Source organism: Qipengyuania soli (assembly GCF_015529805.1).
Lineage (GTDB): Bacteria > Pseudomonadota > Alphaproteobacteria > Sphingomonadales > Sphingomonadaceae > Qipengyuania > Qipengyuania soli.
Genome location: NZ_CP064654.1, coordinates 461396 through 484558, shown reverse-complemented (window position 1 = coordinate 484558; position 23163 = coordinate 461396). Strand labels below are relative to the sequence as shown.

Annotated in this window: 20 protein-coding genes and 1 tRNA gene; 11 read left to right on the top strand and 10 right to left on the bottom strand. The window is 64.7% G+C overall.

What is annotated here, in order from left to right:
• Nucleotides 1–68: 68 nt before the first annotated feature.
• Nucleotides 69–683 (bottom strand): PadR family transcriptional regulator, encoded by a 615-nt coding sequence (locus IRL76_RS02345; protein ID WP_246449928.1) that lies wholly within the window; start codon nucleotides 681–683, stop codon nucleotides 69–71.
• A gap of 106 nt (nucleotides 684–789) precedes the next feature.
• Here IRL76_RS02345 and IRL76_RS02340 point away from each other — a divergent pair, with 106 nt between their 5' ends.
• The 3 genes from IRL76_RS02340 to IRL76_RS02330 all read left to right on the top strand — a co-directional run bounded on the left by IRL76_RS02340 (nucleotide 790) and on the right by IRL76_RS02330 (nucleotide 3070).
• Nucleotides 790–2106, top strand: coding sequence for a replication-associated recombination protein A (locus IRL76_RS02340; protein WP_200982797.1), 1317 nt, complete (start codon nucleotides 790–792; stop codon nucleotides 2104–2106).
• Entirely contained in the window at nucleotides 2093–2971 is an 879-nt protein-coding gene (locus IRL76_RS02335) for a hypothetical protein (protein ID WP_200982795.1), read from the top strand. The genes IRL76_RS02340 and IRL76_RS02335 overlap by 14 nt, the downstream gene beginning before the upstream one ends.
• 23 nt (nucleotides 2972–2994) lie before the next feature.
• Nucleotides 2995–3070 (top strand) — tRNA-Thr (locus tag IRL76_RS02330).
• Here the strand turns inward: IRL76_RS02330 and IRL76_RS02325 are convergent.
• From IRL76_RS02325 to IRL76_RS02315, 3 genes are all read right to left on the bottom strand, one after another.
• A complete protein-coding gene (locus tag IRL76_RS02325; RefSeq protein WP_200982793.1) occupies nucleotides 3058–3984 on the bottom strand; it encodes a glutathione S-transferase family protein in 927 nt (308 codons plus the stop codon). The genes IRL76_RS02330 and IRL76_RS02325 overlap by 13 nt on opposite strands.
• 137 nt (nucleotides 3985–4121) lie before the next feature.
• Complete coding sequence (locus tag IRL76_RS02320; RefSeq protein ID WP_200982791.1) at nucleotides 4122–5090, bottom strand: NAD(P)H-dependent flavin oxidoreductase; 969 nt, start codon at nucleotides 5088–5090, stop codon at nucleotides 4122–4124.
• Nucleotides 5091–5142: 52 nt separating this feature from the next.
• Nucleotides 5143–6036, bottom strand: a complete 894-nt coding sequence (locus tag IRL76_RS02315; protein ID WP_200982789.1) for an oxygenase MpaB family protein — start codon at nucleotides 6034–6036, stop codon at nucleotides 5143–5145.
• A gap of 80 nt (nucleotides 6037–6116) precedes the next feature.
• On the opposite strand from IRL76_RS02315, the gene IRL76_RS02310 reads away from it, so the two are divergent.
• Entirely contained in the window at nucleotides 6117–7346 is a 1230-nt protein-coding gene (locus tag IRL76_RS02310) for an acyl-CoA dehydrogenase family protein (protein ID WP_200982787.1), read from the top strand.
• A 6-nt stretch (nucleotides 7347–7352) separates the two neighbouring features.
• On the opposite strand, the gene IRL76_RS02305 is transcribed toward IRL76_RS02310, so the two are convergent.
• Complete coding sequence (locus IRL76_RS02305) at nucleotides 7353–8447, bottom strand: acyl-CoA dehydrogenase family protein (RefSeq protein WP_200982785.1); 1095 nt, start codon at nucleotides 8445–8447, stop codon at nucleotides 7353–7355.
• A 44-nt stretch (nucleotides 8448–8491) separates the two neighbouring features.
• Complete coding sequence (locus tag IRL76_RS02300; protein ID WP_200982783.1) at nucleotides 8492–9133, bottom strand: TetR family transcriptional regulator; 642 nt, start codon at nucleotides 9131–9133, stop codon at nucleotides 8492–8494.
• Nucleotides 9134–9282: 149 nt separating this feature from the next.
• Between IRL76_RS02300 and IRL76_RS02295 the strand changes: the two genes are divergently transcribed.
• Complete coding sequence (locus tag IRL76_RS02295; RefSeq protein ID WP_200982781.1) at nucleotides 9283–11121, top strand: AMP-binding protein; 1839 nt, start codon at nucleotides 9283–9285, stop codon at nucleotides 11119–11121.
• Nucleotides 11122–11276: 155 nt separating this feature from the next.
• A complete protein-coding gene (locus IRL76_RS02290; RefSeq protein ID WP_200982779.1) occupies nucleotides 11277–15494 on the top strand; it encodes an endonuclease/exonuclease/phosphatase family protein in 4218 nt (1405 codons plus the stop codon).
• Between the two features lie 34 nt (nucleotides 15495–15528).
• On the opposite strand, the gene IRL76_RS02285 is transcribed toward IRL76_RS02290, so the two are convergent.
• The 3 genes from IRL76_RS02285 to IRL76_RS02275 all read right to left on the bottom strand — a co-directional run bounded on the left by IRL76_RS02285 (nucleotide 15529) and on the right by IRL76_RS02275 (nucleotide 18062).
• Nucleotides 15529–15804 carry a hypothetical protein gene (locus tag IRL76_RS02285; protein ID WP_200982777.1) on the bottom strand — a complete coding sequence of 92 codons (276 nt, stop codon included), beginning with the start codon at nucleotides 15802–15804 and terminating at the stop codon, nucleotides 15529–15531.
• Nucleotides 15805–15887: 83 nt separating this feature from the next.
• Nucleotides 15888–16751: a hypothetical protein gene (locus tag IRL76_RS02280; protein ID WP_200982775.1), complete on the bottom strand. Its 864-nt coding sequence runs from the start codon at nucleotides 16749–16751 to the stop codon at nucleotides 15888–15890.
• Between the two features lie 105 nt (nucleotides 16752–16856).
• Nucleotides 16857–18062 carry a S8 family serine peptidase gene (locus IRL76_RS02275; protein ID WP_200982774.1) on the bottom strand — a complete coding sequence of 402 codons (1206 nt, stop codon included), beginning with the start codon at nucleotides 18060–18062 and terminating at the stop codon, nucleotides 16857–16859.
• A gap of 32 nt (nucleotides 18063–18094) precedes the next feature.
• On the opposite strand from IRL76_RS02275, the gene IRL76_RS02270 reads away from it, so the two are divergent.
• Together IRL76_RS02270 and IRL76_RS02265 are read left to right on the top strand one after the other, a co-directional pair.
• Nucleotides 18095–18634 (top strand): RNA polymerase sigma factor, encoded by a 540-nt coding sequence (locus IRL76_RS02270; RefSeq protein WP_200982772.1) that lies wholly within the window; start codon nucleotides 18095–18097, stop codon nucleotides 18632–18634.
• Nucleotides 18631–19311: an anti-sigma factor family protein gene (locus IRL76_RS02265; RefSeq protein WP_200982770.1), complete on the top strand. Its 681-nt coding sequence runs from the start codon at nucleotides 18631–18633 to the stop codon at nucleotides 19309–19311. The genes IRL76_RS02270 and IRL76_RS02265 overlap by 4 nt, the downstream gene beginning before the upstream one ends.
• Nucleotides 19312–19423: 112 nt before the next feature.
• Here IRL76_RS02265 and IRL76_RS02260 read toward each other — a convergent pair whose 3' ends face one another.
• A complete protein-coding gene (locus IRL76_RS02260) occupies nucleotides 19424–19768 on the bottom strand; it encodes a hypothetical protein (protein ID WP_200982768.1) in 345 nt (114 codons plus the stop codon).
• Nucleotides 19769–19900: 132 nt separating this feature from the next.
• Here IRL76_RS02260 and obgE point away from each other — a divergent pair, with 132 nt between their 5' ends.
• From obgE to IRL76_RS02245, 3 genes are all read left to right on the top strand, one after another.
• Nucleotides 19901–20956: a GTPase ObgE gene (gene obgE / locus IRL76_RS02255; protein WP_200982766.1), complete on the top strand. Its 1056-nt coding sequence runs from the start codon at nucleotides 19901–19903 to the stop codon at nucleotides 20954–20956.
• A gap of 75 nt (nucleotides 20957–21031) precedes the next feature.
• Nucleotides 21032–22153: a glutamate 5-kinase gene (gene proB / locus IRL76_RS02250; protein ID WP_425504506.1), complete on the top strand. Its 1122-nt coding sequence runs from the start codon at nucleotides 21032–21034 to the stop codon at nucleotides 22151–22153.
• The gene (locus tag IRL76_RS02245; protein WP_246449925.1) at nucleotides 22150–23061 is read left to right on the top strand and encodes an NAD-dependent epimerase/dehydratase family protein; all 912 of its coding nucleotides are present in this window, start codon (nucleotides 22150–22152) and stop codon (nucleotides 23059–23061) included. The genes proB and IRL76_RS02245 overlap by 4 nt, the downstream gene beginning before the upstream one ends.
• Nucleotides 23062–23163: the final 102 nt, after the last annotated feature.

Below are 23163 nucleotides of genomic sequence, written 5' to 3'. Positions count from 1 at the left end.
CTCCCCCAAATGCGTCCCTCGACGCGAGAGCCTAGACCATCGCGTCGAGGGTGCAAGTGAGAGAGGTTTCAGAGACGCTCGATCTTTTTCGCCAGTTCATCGACCAGGTCGACGATCTCGTTGATCGTTTCCTCGTCGAGCTTGCCTGACCGGGCGCGGTGCTTGAGCACGTTGGCGAGGTTGCCGACCGCGCGGAACATCTCCGGCGTCGCATAGGCGCGGCGGCGTTCGCCATGGCCTTCGAGCCGTTCGAGCAGCGCCTCGACCTCGCCGGCGCGCTCCTCGAGCTCGCGGCGTCCAGCTTCGGTCGCTTCGTAGGCTTTGCGCGTCTCGTCGCCTTGCGCCTGTGCGATCGCGCCTTCGTCCTCGAGCAGCGAGAGCGTCGGATAGACCGTACCCGGGCTCGGCGAATAGCTACCCTCGGTAAGCTCCTCGACCGCCTTGATCAGCTCGTAACCGTGGCGCGGCTCCTGCGCGAGCAGGTGCAGCAGCACCAGCCGCAATTCGCCCGAGCCGAACATGCGACGGCGACGGCCCCCGCGCGGTCCGAATTCGAACGAGAAGTTCTCGGGCGAAAAACCGCGACCGAAGCCGCTGCCGAAATCGGCGCCCGACATCATCGCGGCGGCGAAGGGCCAACCGCCCATCCGCGCCATCTTGTGCCACTTGTGTGCCCTGTGCATGGGAATCATCCTTGAGTTATCTTCGATAGCTCTAAGATATATCTTAATGAGGCGATGACAAGATGGGCCTGCAAATCCTCTGCGAACGTCCTATGTCAGCCGAACAATGTCCGATCTCTTCCCCGACAGCCTACCTGCGGCACCCGATCCCGATGCCTTGCGCGAAGATGCCCCGCTCGCCGACCGGCTGCGCCCGCGCGACCTGTCGGAAGTCGTCGGGCAGGACCACCTGACCGGGCCCGAGGGCGCAATCGGGCGGATGGTCGCGGCGGGACGCCTCTCGAGCATGATCCTCTGGGGACCGCCCGGTACCGGCAAGACGACCATCGCGCGCCTGCTGGCCGACAGCGTGGGGATGCGTTTCGCCAGCGTTTCGGCGGTTTTCAGCGGGGTAGCCGATCTCAAGAAAGCCTTTGCCGAGGCCGACAAGGCCGCGGAAGCCGGGCAGCGCACGCTGCTCTTCGTGGACGAGATCCACCGGTTCAACCGCGCGCAGCAGGACGGCTTCTTGCCTTTCGTCGAACGCGGAACGGTGACCCTGGTCGGCGCGACGACGGAGAACCCGAGCTTCGCGCTCAACGCCGCGCTGCTCAGCCGCGCGCAGGTACTGATCCTGCAGAGACTTGCGAACGAAGCGCTCGACCAGCTGCTCGAACGCGCCGAACACCTTGAAGGTGCGCTGCCCCTCACTCCTGCCGCGCGCGAGGCACTGGTGGCGACAGCCGATGGCGATGGCCGCTTCCTGCTCAACCAGGCCGAAACGCTCTACAATGCGAAGATCGAAGAACCGCTCGACCCGGCGGCGCTCGGCGCCTTCCTCCAGCGTCGCGTCGCGGTCTACGACAAGGATCGCGAGGGTCACTACAACCTCATTTCCGCGCTCCACAAGGCTGTGCGCGGGTCCGACGTGCAGGCCAGCCTCTACTACCTCGCCCGGATGCTCACCGCAGGCGAGGAACCACGCTTCCTCGCCCGTCGCCTGATCCGCATGGCGGTGGAGGATATCGGCATGGCTGACCCGCAGGCGCTGGTGCAGTGCATGGCAGCCAAGGACGCCTATGAGTTCCTCGGCAGCCCGGAAGGCGAGCTGGCGCTGGTGCAAGCCTGCATCTACCTCGCCACCGCACCCAAATCGAATGCCGCCTACATGGCGATGAAATCGAGCTTCAAGTCGGCGCGCGAGACCGGCAGCCTGATGCCGCCGCAGAACATCCTCAACGCCCCGACCAAGCTGATGAAGGACATCGGTTACGGCTCGGGCTACAGCTACGACCACGACGCCGAGGACGGCTTTTCGGGCGACAATTACTGGCCCGAGGAGATGGAGCCGCAAGCCTATTACCAGCCGGTCGAACGCGGTTTCGAGCGCGAGGTAAGGAAGCGGCTCGACTACTGGGACAAGTTGCGGCGTGAACGCCAATAGGTTCACTCATTTCCTCGCCATCGACTGGTCGGGCGCGAAGGGCGAGAGGCAGAAGGGCATCGCGCTGGCGCTGGCACATGGCGACGGCGGGGCGCCGGTCCTGATCGAGCATCGCTGGGGCCGCGCAGACGTGCTGGCGATCCTGCGCGACGAATTACCCGCGGATACGCTGGTCGGGCTCGACCTCGGCATCGGACTGCCCTTCGCCGATTGCGGAGCCTACTTTCCCGGCCTTCCCGACACGCCGCCCGACGCGCCCGCGCTATGGGACCTGATCGACAGGATCGCTGCGGACGAGGACCATCTCGGGGCCAACAGCTTCGTTGCCCATCCAGACCTGCGTCCGTTCTTTCGCGACGGAATGGATACCGGCGCGCATTTCGGCTGCGACGGGGCAGCGCACGGCCGGGGGCGATTCCGCGTCACCGAGCACGCGCAGGCGGCGATGGGGTGCAAGCCCTACTCAAACTTCAACCTCGTCGGCGCGGCCCAGGTCGGCAAGTCGAGCCTTACAGGAATGCGGATGCTCCACCATCTGCGCGGCCACCTGCCTGTCTGGCCTGTCGATCCTCTGCCGCCACGCGGCTCGGTGGTGGTGGAAATCTACACCAGCCTCGCCGCGCGCGAGGCCGGTCGCAGCGCGGCCAAGGCCAAGATGCGCAATTACGAGGACCTCAATGCCGCACTTGCCACCCTGGGCTCTCCGGGCGTCGCAGGAGAGGGACCGATCGACGATCATTCTTCCGACGCGCTCCTCACCGCGGCATGGCTGCGCGCCGTCGCCCACGATGACGCGCGTTGGACGCCCGCAGGCCTCACTCCCGAAATCGCGGCAACGGAGGGCTGGACTTTCGGGGCGCTTTGAACGAAAGGCCCCGCCTCTGGAGCGCCGGTTTAGCTCAGTTGGTAGAGCAGTTGATTTGTAATCATCAGGCCAGGGGTTCGAATCCTCTAACCGGCACCAGTTCCCGTCACGACGAAGCCCACCCGCGGGAAGTGTAGGTTGCACGTTCCCAGGTCGCTATCGCTGCGGCTGATGACGATACGATCGACGCTGGCCGAGACCAGCTTTCCTGATATCGGATCGCGGCCATAGTCGTCGGCCGCGACCACGACATCGCTGCCGACCTGCAACCCGCCGGTTGCAGCCGTGTCATGGACGAAAGGTGCAACGGCCGGGTCGGCCTCGCTCGCGATGTGCAGCGCCTCCACCCCCGCGATTTCCGCGCGCGAGCCCTGACCGAGTGCCTCGATGCGCGGGTACCAGGATTTCACCCTGTCGAACCCGTCGAGCAATTCATCCGCGAGATCGGGGAAGGCAGACTTCAGGAACCAGATGTTCATATGCGCGGCGAGGTCGCCGATGGCGGGCAGCGACCCGAACAGGAAGTCCTCGCCACCCGTCCCGAGCGCACGCTCGATCCAGCCTGCCTGCGCACGCCACTGGCCCCTTGCCGGACCGGCGAAGGCGGCCATCGCCTTCACGTCGAACGGGCGCCCCGACAGTTTCTCGCGGTCGGCGATGAAGGCCGGATCCACTTTGTCGCCCAGAAGGCCGAAAATGATTGCGACTGAATGCTGGAACCACTGCCGATCCGCCCACAGGTTGATCGGCCAGCCCGCCCCGAAATCCGCCTTCGGCTCCGGGAACCGCCGCTCGATCTCCGCCATGATGACCTGGCTGTCGCAATAGATGTCCGCGCCGATCTGCATCACCGGCGCGCGGCGATAGCCCCCGGTGAGCGGGACGAGGTCCGGCTTGGGCATCATGTTGGGCGTGACCACCGATTTCCACGCCAGCCCTTTCAGGCCAAGCAGCAGCCGCACCTTGTTGGAGAAAGGCGACGCATCGTAGTGGTGGAGGATAATGTCCGGCACGTGGGCTTTCTCCTGTGGCCTCGCCGATCAGGCAGGCGGTGGTGTGAAGCAGATGTTGTCGCTTGGCAGCCCGTCCGCGACGATCTCCAGCCCGCCTTCGACCGTGCCGGCGACCTGTTCCATGTCAGGCGCGTCCCTCAGCTCGCCATTCGGGCAAGACGATCGGTGATGATCGCGTCTGCCTCGTCGACGATCCGCTCGACCAGCTCGCGCACGGTCGGGACGTCGTGGATCAGGCCCTGGATCATGCCCGCGCTCCAGATGCCGCGTTCGGTGTCACCTGTCTCGTAGCCTTCGCGCCCGCGCTGCCCCTTCACGAGATGCGCCACTTCCTCGAACGGCTTGCCCTCGCGCTCCAGCCTGACGACCTCCTCCGAAATCGCGTTGGCGGCGACACGGGCGGAGTTCCTGTAGGTGCGGAAGATCAGCTTGGTCTGGCGCTCGTCTGCCTCGACCATGGCCTGCTTGAAGTTTTCGTGGATCGGCGCTTCCTTGGTCGCGCAGAAGCGGGTGCCCATGTTGATGCCGTCGGCCCCCAGGGCGAGCGCGGCGGCAAGGCCCCGGCCGTCACCGAACCCGCCCGAAGCGAGCATCGGGATCGAGATCTTGTCAGCGGCTGCCGGAATCAGGATCAGGCCCGGAATATCGTCCTCACCCGGGTGCCCGGCACATTCGAAGCCGTCGATCGAGATCGCATCGACGCCCATCTTTTCGGCCGAAACCGCATGACGCACGGCGGTACACTTGTGGATCACCTTCACGCCGTGCTGCTTGAAGTGGTCGACGTGCTCCTGCGGCTTGTACCCGGCGGTTTCGACGATCTTCACCCCGCTCTCGATGATTGCAGCGCGATACTCGGCGTAGGGCGGCGGGTTAATGCTCGGCAGGATGGTGAGGTTCACGCCGAAGGGCTTGTCGGTCATGTCGCGACAGCGGGCGATTTCCTTCGTCAGTTCCTCGGGCGTCGGCTGTGTCAGCGCGGTGAGGAAGCCGAGTGCCCCGGCGTTGGCGACGGCAGAGACCAGTTCTGCCTTGCCGACCCACATCATCCCGCCCTGCGCGATGGGATGCTCCACACCGAACATCTCGGTGAAACGCGTCTTCATGCCCTGCTCTCCCGATTAGGTTCGCCGGTGTCACCGGCTGCTTCGTTGCGCCTTATTTCCTCCACGCCGTATCCCCCGGCAGGCCGAGCCGCAGCGCGGCCTGGTAGGCGGGCGACTCCGGATCGATTTTGCGGTCGGCCACCCTGCCGAAGAACCTGACCAGCATCTTCTCGGGCAGGGAGATATCCCATTCGCGCCCGAGTTCCAGTTTCTGCCTCACGATAGGCGGAAGAATGCTGACCGCAGCACGCGCCATGGCGCGGTGGATGAAGCTGGGAATTTCCGGACGCGCCTTGCCCGAGGCGACGATCTCGAGGAAGTCGATGTTGATCTGGTGGGCCTCGAAACGCGGCACCAGCCGTTCCATCATGGTCAGGAACTCGGCTTCGGAGTGGGGGATTTCGGTCACGCCGTAGAGCCGCGCCACCTCGTCGCCATTGTTCCAGAAGGCATGCTTTTCGGCATCGCTCAGCCGGTGGACATAGCGATCATAGGCCGTGCTGAAGCCGTATTGCGCGGTGGCCGATACCCAGTCCAGCAATTCGGGATCGAGCGCCCTGTATGCCTCGCCCTTCGGAGTCGTACCGGACACCTTGGCATGCATGCGGCCCACGCCCGCGATGACCTGCCTTGCCACGCTGCGCGGCCCATAGACGCCCAGCATGGCGGCCATGCCGGTGCGCTGCGAACGGCCGATCGGATCGACGGGATAGATGGAATGATCCCACACCCCCGAACGAATGCGTGCGTCGGCAAATTCGAGGAGCACTGCGGCAACGCCGCCGATCGCAAGCGCGACGTTGTTCTTGAAGATCCGCCACTGGATCGAATCGGGTGCGTAGAACGCCTCCTCACCCGCCGGCTTGGTGAAATCGACCTGGTTCGGGGTCGAACTCTTCTGGTAGGTTTTGGCGGGCGCGGGTTCGACGGCGGCGTGCTGGTTCATGGCGTATGGGCATCCAAGACGATTGACCGGGAATGCAAATGAGTTATCAGAACTGATAATCTACGGCAAACGGATATGGCATGAACCTCGACTGGTCTCCTGACGAAAAGGCGTTCGCCGCCGAGATCGCGGAATTCTGTGCCCGCGAACTGACCGATGACATCCGCGATGCCGGTATGCACGCGACCAGCGTTTATCCCGATCACGATGCGTCGATGGCGTGGCAGCTGAAGCTGCATGCAGCAGGTCTTGCCGCCCCGCACTGGCCGGAAGAACATGGCGGCAAGGACTGGACCGTCGCCCAGCATTATCTCTTCGCCAACGAGAAGGCGAAGGCATCCGCACCCTCGCTCTCGCCGATGGGCATCCACATGGTTGCCCATGTCATCGCCGCATTCGGGACGCCCGAGCAGAAGGCCTTCTTCCTGCCGCGGATCCTGACCGGGGAGGTTTTCTTCTGCCAGGGCTATTCGGAACCCAATGCGGGCTCCGACCTTGCCGCCCTGCAGATGAGCGCGGTTCCCGATGGCGACGATTTCATCCTCAACGGATCGAAAATCTGGACCACGCATGCGCAGGAGGCAAACTGGATCTTCTGCCTCGTCAGGACGCACGCGGAAGGCCGCAAGCAGGAAGGCATCACCTTCATCCTCGTGCCCATGGATCAGGGCGGCGTGAGCGTCAGGCCGATCGTCATGCTGTCGGGCGAGACCGTGCAGAACCAGGTGTTCTTCGATGATGTCCGCGTCTCGCGCGCGAACGTCATCGGCGAAGTGGACCGGGGCTGGCAGGTCGCCAAGTTCCTGCTCGAGTTCGAGCGCGGCGGCTCGGCCTATTCGGCAGGCCTGAAGATTCGCGCCCGCAATATCGAGGCGCGCGCCGCGAAGGTGCGCGTGGGCGGCAAGAGCCTGCTCGAACACGGCGACTTCGCGCACCGCCTCGCCCGCGCGATGATCCGCATTGACGTGCTCGAGGTGCTCGAACTGAAGCTGCTTTCTTCAGCCGGGCGCGGAGAAAGCGTCGGCGCAATGTCCTCGCTGATGAAGATCATGGGCACCGAACTGGCGCAGCACCTGACCGAACTGGCGCTGGAGGCTGCGGGGACGAGCGGGACGGTGTTCCAGCCGCACGCAGCCCGTCCGGGCGCCGATGTCCCTGAATACGAGGCACCCGAAGACGGGTATGTTTCGGGCGAGAAGTGGCAGGCGATCGCGCCGCTCAAGTATCTCAACGAAAGGGCGGGTTCGATCTACGCCGGTTCGAACGAGATCCAGCGCAATATCCTCGCGCGGCACGTCCTCGGCCTGTAGCCTGCCCTAGGCGTGGGACCGTAGCGCCCGATAGCGTTCGACGTGGTCGGCCGCGCTGCCGAGGCGATGTTCGAGAACGGTTGCGCGCTTGAAGTAGTGGCCGACGCGCAATTCCTCCGTCAGCCCCATCGCGCCGTGCAATTGCACCGCCTCCTGCCCGATCAGCCGAAGCCCGTCCGAAACCGTGGCCTTGGCAGCGGAGACGGCGTCCGGACGATCCGATTTGAGCGTCGCGAGCAATGAAGCTGCCTCGATCTCGCGAGCCTTGGCCCACATGTCGACCATGCGGTGCTGCAGCGCCTGGAAAGAGGCGATAGCGACGCCGAACTGCTGTCGCTCCTTGGTGTAGGCGACAGTGTCCTCGACCATGACCGAGGCGATCCCTGCCGCTTCCCCGCAGTATGCGGCAATGGCGGCATCGACTGCGAGGCTCAGCGCCGCCAGGACCGCTTCACCTTTCGCGAGGCAGGCACTCCCGGGCAGGACCAGGCCATCGAGAAGGATGTCGGCGGCCGGAGTCCCGTCGACGAGATGGTAAGGCTTCAGTGCCGCGCCGAGCTCGGCGGGTGTGGAAGCGAAGAGAGCCAGATTGCCGTCGGCAAGACGCGCAGGCACCAGCACCACGTCTGCCACCGATGCGAAGTCGACTGCCAGCTTCTTGCCGGTCAATCGCCAGCCCTTCTCTACCGGCTCTGCCCGCGCTTCGATCAGGGCCACGTCGCCACGCGTCTGGGCTTCCTCCACGGCTGTCGTGACGATCGCGTTGCCCGAACCGATCGCACCAGCAAGCTCGTTCTGGCCCACTGCCGAGAGCAGCGTCGACGACAGGACATTCGATGCCACATAGGGCGTCACGGCCAGCGCACTGCCCAGTGCGGTCGCGACGATCATCTCTGCCTCGCGTCCGCCGCCAAAACCTCCGAGATCCTCACCGATACCCGCTGCACCCACGCCCAGTTCGCTATCGAGTGCGCGCCAGAATTCGAGGAAGTCCGACGCGCTGCGCTGCCGCTGGCGGACGTCGAACGGCAGCCGCTTTTCGAGGAAGCGGGCGAGCGATTGCTGGAGCAGCTTCTGCTGGTCGTCGAGTTGCAGATCCATAGATGCCCTTATGCATCCGTGGCGTCGATTATCAAGCCTGATAACTACGCCAGCAGACCGGCCATCAGCGTTTCCACCGTCTGCTTCTTGTACCGTTCGTGCAGCGCATCATCGGCTGCGGGAATCCCGCCGAACACCGCCGACAGGGTGAACCGGTTGGCGTAGAGTCCGTCCGCCGAACCGATCGTGTTGAAATAGAACAGCTTGGGATCGACCTTGCGGAATTCCCCGCTCTCGATCCCCGCTTCGATGATCCGGTGCTGCGCCCGCGCGATGGGCTTGAGCAGTTCCTCGGCAATATGATGCACCCGCTCGGGCGAGGCATCGCGGACCATCGCGTGGATCAGGCGGTTGAGGTAGGGGATCTGGTAATAAGTATCGAGAATGCCCTCGAGGTGGATGCGCATGCGCTCGGTCGGCGTCACGTCGAGGCGGAACAGAGCGGCGAGCTGGCGGATGCGCATCTGGACGTCGCGGTCCAGCAGGGCGAGCATCATCCCTTCCTTGCTGCCGAAATAGTACCGGATCATCCCGTGATTGACCTCGGCCCGCGAGGCGATGTCGAGAATTCCGATCTCGACCGTGTCCTGCTCGCGCATCAAGGCGCTGGCCGCTTCGAGAAGGGAGTCGCGGATGCTGGCTTTGCCCTGGCTGCGCGCGACTGAGCTGGCGGTCCTTTTCCCCATCGCCCTCCAATGCCCGTGCAGAGGACGCATTGCAATTGCGCGGTCCCGTTTGCTGCCGGGACAGGAACTCCAGCGTTCGCATCAGCTGTGGAAATGGGATACCGCTTGGCATCGACGATTCCTTGGTCAGCGCCGGGAGAGACCCTGATATGGCAAGCAGCCCTCCACCGTTCACCCGCCTTCCGCAAAAGCCGCCTGCAGCTGTGGTGGAGAAGCGCGAGGACGGGACTGTGCTCATCAGCAGCTCGCATCCGCCAGCACAGGTGCCGGCGAACCTTGCGGAAATCTTCCGGGACCGGAGCGAAGCGCATCCCGATCGGTCCTTCATTCTCCAGCGCCAACCCGGACATGGCCCTTGGCGCGGCGTGACCTGGGGCGAGGCGCGCGCTGCAGCGGATTCGATCGCGCAATGGCTGATCGATCACGGGCACGGCCAGGATGATCCGGTCATGGTCATTTCCGGCAATTCGCTGGAGCACGCGCTGCTGATGCTCGGCTGCTATACTGCGGGCGTCCCGATTGCCCCGGTCAGCGCGGCCTATTCGCTGATGTCGCAGGACCATGCCAAGTTGCTGCACTGTTTCCGCAAGATCGGCGCCAAGGCGGTGTTCGCGAAGGAAGGCGCCCTGCATGCTGCCGCGCTCGCCCGCCTGCGCGAGGAATTGCCCGGACTTACCGTCATTACTTGCGACGGCTCACCCGAAGGTGCGGTCGATTTCGTGGAGCTTTGCCGGCAGGTCCCCACCCCTGCCGTCGAGAAACGGCGCGAGGCGATCACGGCCGATACGGTGGGCAAGTATCTCTTCACCTCCGGCTCGACCGGCATGCCCAAATGCGTCCCCCAGACGCATGACATGATGTCCACTGTCATCGCCGGGCAGGAGGGGCTTGCCGAACAGCCACGCGACAGCCGCGAACCGCCGGTGATCCTCGAATGGATGCCGTGGAGCCATATCAGCGCGGGGAACATCTCCTTCAACGGCGTCACCTGGTCGGGCGGCACACTCTATCTCGATGAGGGCAAGCCCATTCCCGGCATGTTCGAGACTACCATCCGCAACCTCTACGAGGTATCGCCGACGGGCTTCGGTTCTGCCCCGGTCGCCTTCGCCATGCTGGCCGACGCGATGGAGCAGGACGAGAAGCTCAGGTCCTCGTTCTTCGCGCGGGTCATTTCGCTCGGGTACGGCGGCGCCACGCTGTCGGACGATCTCTACGCCCGCATCCAGGCACTCGCCATTGCCGAGACGGGCAAGCGCATCCCGATCACCACCATGTACGGTGCCACTGAAACGCAGGGCATCACCATGGTCCACTGGGAGATCGACCGCGTCGGGCTGATCGGCCTGCCCATGCCCGGCGTGACCCTGAAGCTGGTCCCCAACGGCCAGAAGATGGAAGTGCGGGTCAAGGGCTCTTCGGTAACCAGCGGCTACAAGGACGATCCGGCCAAGAATGCGGAGGCTTTCGATGAAGAGGGCTTCTACAAGCTCGGCGATGCCGCGCGTTTCCTCGACGAGGACGATCCGCTGCAAGGCCTCGTCTTCGACGGACGCGTGACAGAGGACTTCAAGCTGTCGACCGGCACGTGGGTTTCCGTCGGGACCCTGAGGCCCGAAGTCGTCACCGCCTGCAGCCCGTTGATCCAAGATTGCGTGATCACCGGCCAGGACCGCGAGTTCATAGGCGTTCTTGCATGGCCCAGCCCCGCTGCGGTCCAGAAATATACCGCCAAGAACGGGAGCGCGGGCCTCGCCATCCTGGCAAGGGACATCGCGGCCAAGCTCGCGGAGTTCAACCGGACAGCGGGCGGAAGCTCGCGCCGGATCGGAAAGATGTTGCTGCTGACCGATCCCCCTTCGCTCGATGCGGGCGAAATCACCGACAAGGGATATGTGAACCAGGCGACCTCGCTGGCGCGCAGGGACGCCGATGTACGGGCGATCTACTCGGGCGAGAAACGCGCACTGTTGGAAGAAATTCCCTGATCCGACAGAGTCCCGATTTGAGACAAAATCCCCTGTCCACAGGATTTTAACTCGGGGGTAACCGAACTGACGCGGACCTGACCTAGCACAGCCCCCATTCGAATCGCGGCTACGGCGAGCGGTTCTGTCACGGCATTCAGGTTAAGGGGTCAGGTATGGTCGCCAATCCGGCATCGCGCATCTTCATCAACGAATTCCACTACGACAACGACGGGGCGGATACGGGCGAGTTCATTGAAATCGCCAACCTCGACGGTGCCGACCTGACCGGCTGGACGGTCGTTCTCTACAACGGTTCGAACGGTGCGCCGTATGGCACGATCGCGTTGAGTGGATCCGACACTTTCGTTTCGGTGGCTGCTACCGGCCTTCAGAACGGTGCACCCGATGGCATCGCCCTGGTCGACGCGGGCGGCTCGGTAGTCATGTTCCTGAGCTACGAGGGCAGCTTTACTGCCATCGGCGGCGCTGCCGACGGATTGACCAGCACCGACATCGGCGTCGCCGAACTCAGCGGCGTCCCTGCCGGACATTCGCTCCAGCTCACCGGCAGCGGATCGACTTACGGCGACTTCACCTGGTCTGCCGCCCAGGCGAACACTTCGGGGGCTGCCAACACCGGTCAGGAAATCGTCGAGGACGTGCTGTTCATCAACGAATTCCATTACGACAACGCTGGTGCCGATACCGGCGAGTTCATCGAAGTGGCAGGCACGGCAGGGCTCGACCTGACCAATTACTCGCTGGTGCTCTACAACGGCGGCAACGGTATGGTTTACAACACCATCTCCCTGACGGGCACGGTCGACGACGAGGGCAATGGGTACGGCGCGGTCGCGTTCAACCTGCCTGCGAACGGCCTCCAGAACGGTGCGCCCGATGCCATTGCGCTCGTGGCTCCCGATGGCACGGTGCTCCAGTTCCTCAGCTATGAAGGCGAATTCGTCGCTATCGACGGTCCTGCAGCCGGGATGACCAGTACCGACATCGGCATTGCCGAGGACGGGGTAACGCCGGTCGGATATTCACTGCAACTTACGGGCAACGGAACCGCTCCGGTTGACTTCACCTGGTCCGGACCCGCAGCCGAAACGCGCGGCTCCATCAATACCGGGCAGACCTTCGGCGATGCTCCTCCCCCGCCACCTCCGCCTCCGCCTCCGCCGCCCGCAGCCGCGAATGTGTTCTTCAACGAGTTCCACTATGACAACTCCGGCGCCGACGTGGGCGAACGGATCGAGATTGCCGGTGCAGCGGGAACCGACCTGACCGGCTGGAGCATCGTGCTCTACAACGGTAACGGCGGGGTGCCTTACCAGACCATCGCTTTGAGTGGCGTCATCGCCGATCAGGACGATGGCTTCGGCACGGTATCGGTCGATGCGACCAATATCCAGAACGGCGCGCCCGACGGTTTCGCACTGGTCGATGCGGGCGGCAACGTCATCCAGTTCCTTTCCTATGAAGGCACGATGCTGGCAACTTCCGGTCCGGCGGCGGGCATGACCAGCATTGACGTCGGCGTCGAAGAAACCGGCGGTCCGGCAGGGCTTTCCATCCAGCTGGTGGGTGCGGGCTCGAGCTACGAAGACTTCAGCTGGACCGGCCCCGTCGGCGACAGTTTCGGTGCGCCCAATGGCGGACAGGATTTCATACCCCCCAATCCCAACGGCAGCTTCTACATTGGCGACAGCAGTGTTGTCGAAGGTGACACCGGGACCACGGACATGACGTTCACCGTCCGTCGTACCGGGGGCAGCGAAGGCGCCGTATCGGTCGACTACCAGGTCATGCTCGGCAATGGCGCGCAATCTGCCGGCACCAGCGACTTGTCCGGGCCGCTCAGCGGAACGGTCACTTTCGCAGCCGGTCAGACAACGGCGACGATTACCGTCAGCGTAACCGGGGACATCCTTCCCGAACCGAGCGAGTTCTTCACCGTGGAACTCACCAATCCGACCGGCGGGTCCGACATCCGCGACGGTTCGGCCACTGGCACTATCGTCAACGACGAGGCGCTCAACCTCCAGATCGGCGAGATCCAGGGGGAAGGCCACCAGTCGATTTTCGTGGGCAATTCAGTCACCACGACCGGCATCGTAACCGCCGTTTCCGCGACCGGCTTCTACCTGCAGGACGCGGACGGTGACGGCAATTCCGCAACGTCGGACGCAATCTTTGTCTTCACCGGTTCCACCCCCACGGTGGTTGCGGGCGATGGCGTCACTGTCAGTGGCACGGTCACGGAATTCCTGCCCGGCGGGGATGAAAGCAACCTCACCATCACCGAACTGACCAGCCCGACAGTTACGGTCGACAGCACGGGCAATAGCCTGCCCACTGCAGTGTTGATAGGACCGGACGGCATCACGCCGCCGACCGAAATCATCGATGACGACCTGCTCGGCACCTACGACTCTGCCAATGACGGCATCGACTTCTGGGAAAGCCTCGAAGGCATGCTGGTCACGGTCCAGAACCCTGTCGCAGTCGACAGCACCAACAACTTCGGCGAATTGTGGACCGTAGCCAGCGATGGCGCAGGTAACCTGTCCGCGACGAGCGTGGCTGACAGCGGCCTGGTGGTCATCCAGGGCGGTGAAGGCGATCTGGGCTATTTCGACACCGGCGCGGGTTCCGACTTCAATCCAGAGCGTATCCAGATCGACGGCGGCTATACCCTCAACGGCGTGACCTTTGACACTCCGCAAGTGGGCCCGGGCACCGTATTGTCGAGCGTGACGGGGATCGTCGACTATGCCTTCGGCAATTTCGAGATCCGGCCGACGGAAGAAGTCAGCGTCGCTCTCGTCACCACCAACATCGGCGAAACTTCCGTTCTGACCGGCGCTGCAAACCAGCTGACGATTGCCACCTACAACGTCCTCAACCTCGACATAAACGATGCCGATGGCGACACCGACGTTGCCGACGGTCGTTTCGACGCGATTGCATTCGACATCGGCGTTGCCATGAACGCACCCGATATCGTCGTGCTCGAAGAGGTGCAGGACGACAGCGGCTCGGCCAATGACGGCACGGTGAGTGCAGCGCTGACCCTGCAGATGCTCGCAGACCTGATCTATGCCGAGACCGGAGTTCAGTACTACGTCCTCGACAATCCCTTCATCGAAGACGGGCAGACCGGCGGTCAGCCGGGCGGCAACATCCGCGTGGCGTTCCTTTATCGCGCCGACACTGTCGATCTCGACCCGGCGTCGGTCTTCACCATCGATGACGAAGCATTCGCGCGTGCTCCGCTTGGTGCAACGTTCAGCTTCAACGGGGAGGAAGTGACGGTCATCGGCAACCACTTCACTTCGATGATCGGCTCGGACACTAGCTACACCGCCGACCAACCGCCGATCCAGGCGGGCTCTCTAACCCGCGCGGCACAGGCGGCGGCGGTCAATGCCTATGTCGATGCCTTGCTGGCAGCCGACCCGCTCGCCAATGTGGTCGTCGCAGGGGACTTCAACGACTTCCAGTTCGAGGAGCCGCTGCAGATCCTTACCGGACAGCTGAACTACGCCGGTGGCACCATCAGCGACGGTTCGGACGTCATCCTCAACAACCTGTCGTTCCTGCTGGAAGCCGAGGAGCGCTATTCGACCATCTTCGAGGGCAATGCGCAGCAGATCGACCACATCTTCGCCACCGGCGGGATGATGGACGGGGCGATCCTCGATATCGTGCACCGCAATTCGACCACGGGCATGGCCGTGTCCGATCACGATCCTGTCCTCGGCCGTTTCAACATCGGCATCCAGGTGATTACCGGCGGTAACGGAGTGGATCACTTGTCCGGCAATGACGGCAACGATCGCATCGACGGCGGCAATGGTGCGGACGTCATCTTCGGCCTTGGCGGTAATGACCAGCTGTTCGGCGGCAACGGCGCAGACGAGCTGTTCGGTGGCGCGGGCAACGATATCCTCGACGGTGGCAAGGGCCCCGACGTCCTTGATGGCGGAGCGGGCAGTGACCTTCTTATCGGCGGTCTTGGACCCGATACCTTCGTCCTTCACGCCGATAGCGAGATCGGGGATGATGACATGATCGCAGACTTCGGCAACGGTCCGGATACCATCCTCATTGCCGGGATCGGCATGAGGACGATCTCCTACTTCCAGTCGGGTGCCGACACCGAAATCTATGCCGACGGGCAGCTGATCGGCACCGTGCTAGGCGCTACGACAACCGCAGTTGCTGCCGCGGTCCAGTTCGCACAGCCTGCAGCGAGCGTCGGGATGGAAGCACTTGCCTTCTCTGACGAGGCGCTCGTCGGTCCGGGTGCTGCCGATGTGGGAATTCACGTCCCGCATGCCAACTGGGACGCCCTATACCCGGTGAACGGCTTCGATTTCGCCTGACGGTGTCAGGGCGGTTGCGATTGACGCAGCCGCCCTAACCTCCTTCGCGAAGGTTGCTCTCGCCGGCTTCCAGCAGTTCCATGAAGTTCCGCGCGGCCTCGCGTTCTTCCTCGTTCTCGAACGCGACGTCGAGATCGGGTGCCGCCCCAAGCATGAAGAGCAACGACCACAGGGCGAAGCGCTTGCCGGGGTCCTTCTCCAGTCCGAGGTCGACGAGGCAGTGTTCGATCCCTGCCGATAGCGCCGCAGGTCCAATCGAGTGCGGGTCGTCGGTGGCGAAATAGCGGCGGAGCAGGTCGTCGAGTTGCATTCCGGCCAGATACGCCCGCCACCCGCACAAGAAAAGGGCGGCCGAGCCAAAGTCCGACCGCCCTTTCCTCGCGACGATTGCGCTTACTCGGCAGATTCCTCCGCCGGCTCTTCGGCGGGCTGCTCCGCGGTCAGCGTCCCCTCGCCCATCACCAGCGCGTTGGCCGAGCCGGTAAGATTGGCGGCAGGAAGCGTCATGGTACGATCGCGCGCCTCGACGAGAACCTCCTGCACCTGGCCGCGCTTGTCGGCGACAATCTGGCGCACTTCGCCCAGCTTCTCGCCGCTCGGCAGCATCACCGGCATGCCCGGAGCGACCGCGAAGGCACCCTCGCCCTCGGCGGCACCGCTACCGGCAACAGCCAGGAAATCATTGCCGAGCATGCCCGAGGCCGAACCTGCGGCGGAGCCTGCGCCCTGGGCCGCGCCGGTCAGCGAACCTGCCTGGCCGACTGCGCCAGTCGCACGGTCACGCGCCGCGCCAACGGCGGGAGTGGCAAGGTTGCGCACATTGCTGGCCGTGTCACGGCCGCGACCGACGACATCCTGCGCCGCGCCGCGCACCGCGTCGGTGCCGATCAACTGCGCATCCGCGCTGCCCGAACCCGAGGCGCTGCCGCTCCCCGAGGCCGAGCCGCCGGCCGAACCTGCAGGCGTATCGAGAAGCTGACTGGTGGTGGCCTCAAGACCGGTGTCGATGCTGCGGTCGACTGCAATCGAACCCGACTTGCGGTCGACCTTCTGGCTGCCGCGGGTCTTCGCATCGCCGCGCACGGCACCGCGCGTGGTCGAACGCAGCGTGTCAGTCGGCATGCGCGCCATGGGGCCGATGGCGCCGGCTGCGCTGCCGGTGATCGAGCCAAGGCCCGAGCCCGAAAGCAGCTGGGCGTGCGCCTGCGGGGCGGCGAAGAGAGTGAGAGCCGAAGCGGCAAGAAGAAGCTTTTTCATGTGTTTATCCTTTCTTGTCCGCGAGCGCCGGAAGGGGGTTTGTCGCTCGCTTCGAAAGGAAAACGGATGCCGCCTAACGCTTAATCCATGACCGGCGAAATTTTTCTAGCGACCCTTGCAGGGGGCGCAGACGAGGCCGCGCCCATAGGTGTCGTCCACCCCCTTGCGGCCGAGGTCGATCGCCTCCTTGTCCAGGGCATCTCGCCAGTTGCCTGTACCCGCACGGGCGATCCGCGCTGCCACGAGAGGGGTTGCAAAGGACGTTCCGCGCAAGGTGATGCGCTTGCCCTTTGCATTGAGCCCGGAGATATCCGCGCCCGGGGCGGCATAGTCCAGATGCAGCGCCTTGCCCGCCTCGATCAGCGCGCGGCGCTTGCCGTCGACCGCCGTGACCGCAACCACGCCGTCGTAGCTCGCCGGGTAGGCCGGAGGCGCTGCAGGGCCGTCATTGCCCACCGCAGCGACTACCACCACGCCCTTGCGCCGAGCGGCGGCAATGGCGCGTTCGAGCACCGGATTGCGCGGTCCGACCAGGCTGATGGTGACGACATCGCTGCCCTGCCCGACCAGCCAGCCGAGGCCGCGCGCGATAGCCAGTGCATTGCCGCCCGCCTTGTCGGTCCCGTAGACATCGGCCACGCGAACCCTTGCGACGCCTGCCGAGCGCAGCAGCGATGCGATCGCGCTGCCATGGTGGCTCGGATAAGGCGCACCGGATGCAAAACCCCTGGTCGCGATCACCGGGACAGATGCCCCGCTAGCCCCGTCGATCATCCCGACTTCGGCAGAGGAGGCGGTGCCGCCGGCGGCTGCCGCAAATTGCGTCGCCACGCCCGAGCCGCGACCCGACTGGAAGTGAAGATTGTCCGCGCTTATGATCGCATCGGGCAATGTTGCGGAGAGCAAGGCCTGCGCCTTGGCGAGCGACATGCCCCGCGGCGTCCGCATACGCGTTACACTGATCCCAAGATCGTCGATGTCGTCGCGCTCGATCACGATAAAACCAAGCTTCTCCGCCTCGACCAGTCGATCCGCTGCGGCATCCATCACCAGCAATTCGCCCTTGCGTGCGGGTTCGCCCGCCGCGTCGCGTTCGATAATGTCGCGATTGGCGCGCACCAGCCGGTCGATCATCCGCAGGCGGTCGCGTGCGAGGTCGGTTGCAACGCGCGTCGTGTCCTCGAGCGTATCGGTAACGGGACGCAGCACATCCCCCACGCGCGGCAGCGACACTCCGGGCAGCGCGACCTGTGCGGCCAGCGGCGCGGCGAGGCTCGCGGCCAGCGCGGGGATGAGGATAATGCGGTTCATCGCTTCGACCTTTCACCTAACTGCGATTAAGCATGGATGAAACGGGCGGGGTCATCCGTTTAATCCCTCGGAAGGCAAAGACGCTGAGCACATCGTTCGAGCAGGACCTGCTGGCACTCTTGCCCCGGCTGCGACGTTTCGCGGTCGGGCTGTGCGGCAATCCTGCCGACGGTGACGATCTTTGCCAGATGAGCCTCGAGCGCGCGCTCGCCAACCGGTCCAAGTGGCAGGAAGGCACGCGGCTCGACAGTTGGATGTACCGCGTGATGCGCAATATCTGGATCGACGAAGGCCGGGCGACGACCCGCCGCCGCGAGACCTTCGTGCACGAGGACGCAGGCCTCTCGGTTGGAGGTGACGGTGCGCAGGAGCATGCCGTGGAGCTTTCGATGGTCGATCGGGCGATGCAGAAGCTGCCCGATGACCAGCGCGAGGCCGTGCTGCTCGTCATGGTCGAAGGCTATGCCTACAAGGAAGCGGCGGAAATCGTCGGCTGCCCGGTGGGCACGCTCAACTCGCGCCTGGTGCGCGGACGCGATGCCCTGCTCGAATTGCTGGGAGAGGCCCAATGACTATTTCCCGCGAAGAGATTGCCGCCTTCGCCGATGGCGAGCTTTCGCCCGAGCGGCAGGCAGTGGTGGCGGCTGCGGTGGCAGCCGATCCGGACCTCGCCGCACAGGTCGAGGCGCATCGTGCGCTGAAGGCGCAGCTAGCGGCGCATTTCGCGCCTATTGCCGAGCAGCCGGTGCCCGATCATCTCGCCGCAATGCTCAGGCCGAAAGAGGCGGAGGTCGTCGATTTCGCGGCTGCACGCGAACGGGTGGAGGCCAGGCGCCGCCTGCCGCGCTGGGCGATCTATGCGGGGCCCGCGCTTGCCGCATCGCTGGCCTTGGCCCTGTTCCTGCCGCGCGGTGGGTCGGACGAGCTCGATCCGCAGCTCCTGGCCGCGCTCGACGACCAGCTGGTTTCGGAACAGCCGAGCGATGCCGAGACACGCATCCTTCTTTCCTTCCGCAATCGGGAGGACGAGTTCTGCCGCGCCTACAGCGTCCCGGGCCGCTCAGCGATCGCATGCCGGACGACCGATGGATGGCAGGATCGCGCCGAGGTCGAATATTCCCCCGGCAGCTCCACGGACTACCGCCAGGCCAGCACTAATCCGATCTTCGAGCAGGTGCAGGAAATGGCGACAGGACCCGCTCTCGACGCAGAACAGGAAGCCTCCGCGCGCAGTTCAGGCTGGCGCTAACGTCGCACTCGAAGCGCAGCAAAAAAGGAAGGGCCGGAGGGGAGTTCTCCGGCCCTTCTGGCAGTGTCGGCCGCCCGATGAGGGACGCTGGGCGGCATCGAGGTCGGGATCGTCAGTCGATGATGGTGACACTGCCCTGGCGGAAGCCGCGCTTCGCCATGTCGTGAATGTAGTCTTCACGTTCATTCTTGAGTTCGACGGCGTATTCTTCCCACGCGTCGCGCTTGTCCTCGATGTCGCTCGCGCGGCGCAGGTCGCTCGACAGCTCCTTCTGCGCTTCGATCACGTCGACGCGATAATCGAACCACAGGCTGTTCTCGATCCCCGCGATGGGATGGTCGAGGATCAGCTTTTCCTCCTCGCGCGCAACACGCTCTTCAAGCAGCATAGGGACGGCAGCACTTGCGGCACCTGCCGAGACGAGTGCGAGAACGATACAGATTGCATTGGATTTCATGTGTTCCTCCTTGCGCCAGGCCCCTTGGCGACCGGCTTGGGAAGAGAACGGAAGGCGCTGCGCATTTAATCCATGCGAGGCGGATTTTTTCTCGCGCTCGCCTTTGCGGGCAAAAACGACTAGGGGCGCGCGATGCATTTTCTCGACCAGGCCAAGATCTATCTCAAATCGGGCGCAGGCGGCCCGGGCGCCGTCAGTTTCCGGCGCGAAAAGTATGTCGAATACGGCGGACCCGACGGCGGCAACGGCGGCAAGGGCGGCGATATCGTGTTCGAAGCTGTCCAGGGCCTCAACACGCTCATCGACTTTCGCTATTCACAGCATTTCAAGGCGCAGCGCGGCGGCCATGGCATGGGCAAGGACCGCTATGGCGCAGGCGCCCCCGACCTGGTGATCCCGGTCCCGGTCGGCACGCAAATCCTGTCCGAAGACAAGGAAGAGGTGCTGGCGGACTTCACCGAGGTAGGCCAGCGCATCGTCTTCCTCGAAGGGGGCATGGGCGGTCGCGGCAATGCCAGCTACAAGACCAGCACCAACCGCGCACCGCGCCAGCACCAGCCGGGCATGCCGGGCGAGGAGATGTGGGTCTGGCTGCGACTGAAGCTGCTTGCCGACGTGGGCCTGCTGGGCCTGCCCAATGCGGGCAAGTCGACCTTCATAAACCAGGTTTCGAACGCCAAGGCCAAGGTCGGCGCTTACGCCTTTACCACCCTCGTGCCCAAGCTGGGCGTGGTGACGCACAAGGGACGCGAGTTCGTCCTCGCCGACATTCCCGGCCTGATCGAAGGCGCTGCCGAGGGCGCAGGCATCGGTGACCGGTTCCTCGGCCATATCGAACGCTGCCGCGTGCTGATCCACCTCATCGACATTTCGGGCGTCGATCCGGTCGAGGCTATGCAGATCGTCGAAGGCGAGCTCGAGGCCTACGGCGCAGGCCTCGACGACAAGCCGCGGCTCGTCGCGCTCAACAAGATGGACCTCGCCGACAAGGAACTGGGCGAAGGCTTCGCCGAGGAACTGATCGCGGCAGGCGCGACCAAGGTGTTCCGCGTTTCCGGCGCCACCGGTGAGGGGATCGAGGACCTTCTCGATGCCGTGCTCGGCTACCTCCCCGACCGCACCGCGACCGAAACGCAGGAAGCCGAGGTCGAGGACGAGGGCGAGGCGCCCGACTGGTCGCCGATCTGAGCCGATACCGGCGCTTGGCGTTCCCCAAGCGAAGGCGACTTTCGCCAAGCCACTGCTTTGGTTAGGGCTGGCAGCGTGAAAGCCATTGCCGCCCTGCCCGACCTGCGCCACGCGCGCCGCCTTGTCGTCAAGGTCGGCTCGGCACTGCTTGTCGAACAGGGAAAGCCGCGCACGGAATGGCTGGCGACGCTGGCTGCGGAAATCGCGGAATTGCGCAAGACATCCGAAGTGATTGTCGTATCCTCGGGCGCGATTGCGCTCGGCGCGGCGAAGCTGAAGCTGCCCAAGGGCGGGCGCGGGAGCCTTGCCGACGCGCAGGCGGCAGCATCGGTCGGACAGGTCGAACTGGCGCGCCTGTGGTCCGATGCGCTGGGACATCATGACATCACCGCCGCGCAGATGCTGGTGACCATCGGCGACCTCGAGGACCGCCGCCGCTATCTCAACGCCTCGGCCACGCTGGCGCGACTGATCGAGGCGGGTGCGATACCCGTGGTCAACGAAAACGACAGCGTCGCGACCGAGGAGATCCGTTTCGGCGACAACGACCGTCTTGCCGCCCGCGTTGCGCAGGCGGCAGGCGCCGATGCGGTCATGCTGCTTAGCGACGTCGATGGCCTCTACGATCGCGATCCACGCCAGCCCGGAGCCGAACTGATCGAGCGGGTCGAGGGCGTCACACCCGAAGTCATCGCGATGGCCAGCGAGGAATCCTCGTCCGGCCTCGGATCGGGCGGGATGCTGGCCAAGCTGCAGGCCGCGCGCATTGCCGAGCGCGCCGGGATCGCTCTCGCCATAGTCAACGGCACCTACCCCTCACCGGTTTCGCGGGCGCTAGACACGCCCGTCGGCACGCTGTTCGTGCCGCAGGCCGATGCCAGCGCACGCAAGGCATGGTTGGGCGGCCGCCTTGCCCCTTCCGGTGTCGTGACCGTCGACGCAGGCTGTGTCGCTGCGCTCGAAAAGGGCGCAAGCCTGCTCGCCGCCGGCATGACTGAAATCGAGGGCGAGTTCGCACGCGGGGATCTCGTCGCGATCCATGGTCCCAAGGGCGAAAGGCTGGGCCAGGGCCTGGTCGAATATACCTCTGCCGAGTGCCGCAGCATCCTCGGCCTCAAGCAGGACCAGCAGGCTCAGAAGCTCGGTTACGCCCCCCGCGCCGCGGTCGTCCATCGCGACCACATGGTGCATACGTGACCATCGCGATGACCGGCGCGACCGGCTTCGTCGGGCAGGCCGTACTCGATGCTGCCGGGCAGCGTGAAGCCGCGCTCCGTGCGCTGACCCGCCGTGCCCAACCCGCTCGCGAGAATGTCGCATGGGTCGAAGGCGGCCTCGGCGACGCCGATGCGCTCGCCGGATTGTGCGAAGGCGCCGATGCGGTGATTCACGTTGCCGGCCTCACCAATACCCCCGATCCCGCCGAGTTCGAGGAAGCCAATGTTGCCGGGACCGCGCGCATGATCGAGGCTGCGAAGGCCACGAAGACCCGCCGGTTCGTTTTCGTTTCCTCGCTTTCAGCACGCGAGCCCGGCCTGTCGGCCTATGGCGCATCAAAGGCCAGGGCCGAGGAACTGGTGGAGGCGAGCGGTCTCGACTGGACGATCGTCCGCCCTCCGGGCGTCTACGGCCCGCGAGACGTCGACTATCTCGAGATGTTCCGCACCGCGAAACTGGGCATCGTTCCCCTGCCGCCGCGCGGAGCGAGTTCGATCATCCATGTCGAGGATCTGGCGCGCCTGCTGCTCGACCTCGTCGATGCCACCCCTGCCCTTGTCCGCCGCCACATGTTCGAGCCCGACGACGGGCGCGAGGGAGGCTGGTCGCACAAGGAACTGGCCGACGCGATCGGCAGGGCCGTCGGCCGCAATGTGTTCGCGCCGCACCTGCCCAAGGGGTTGATGATGGCCGGAGCACGGATCGACCGCCTGTTGCGCGGAGACAAGGCCCGGCTGACGCCCGACCGCGTGGGCTACATGGCGCACCCCAACTGGGTCGCGCGATCCTCGAAAAAGGTCCCCGCAGCGGTTTGGGAACCGCACATAGAGGGTGAAGAGGGACTGGCCCGCACGGCCCAGTGGTACCGTTCGCAAGGCCTGCTCTGAGTCCCCCGATTTGGTGATCTGGCGAACGGGCGTATTGTCCCCGCCGGGATCGCGAGTCGCAATGGCGGTAACAGCCGCCCGTTCGTTCACGATCGAGGGGAT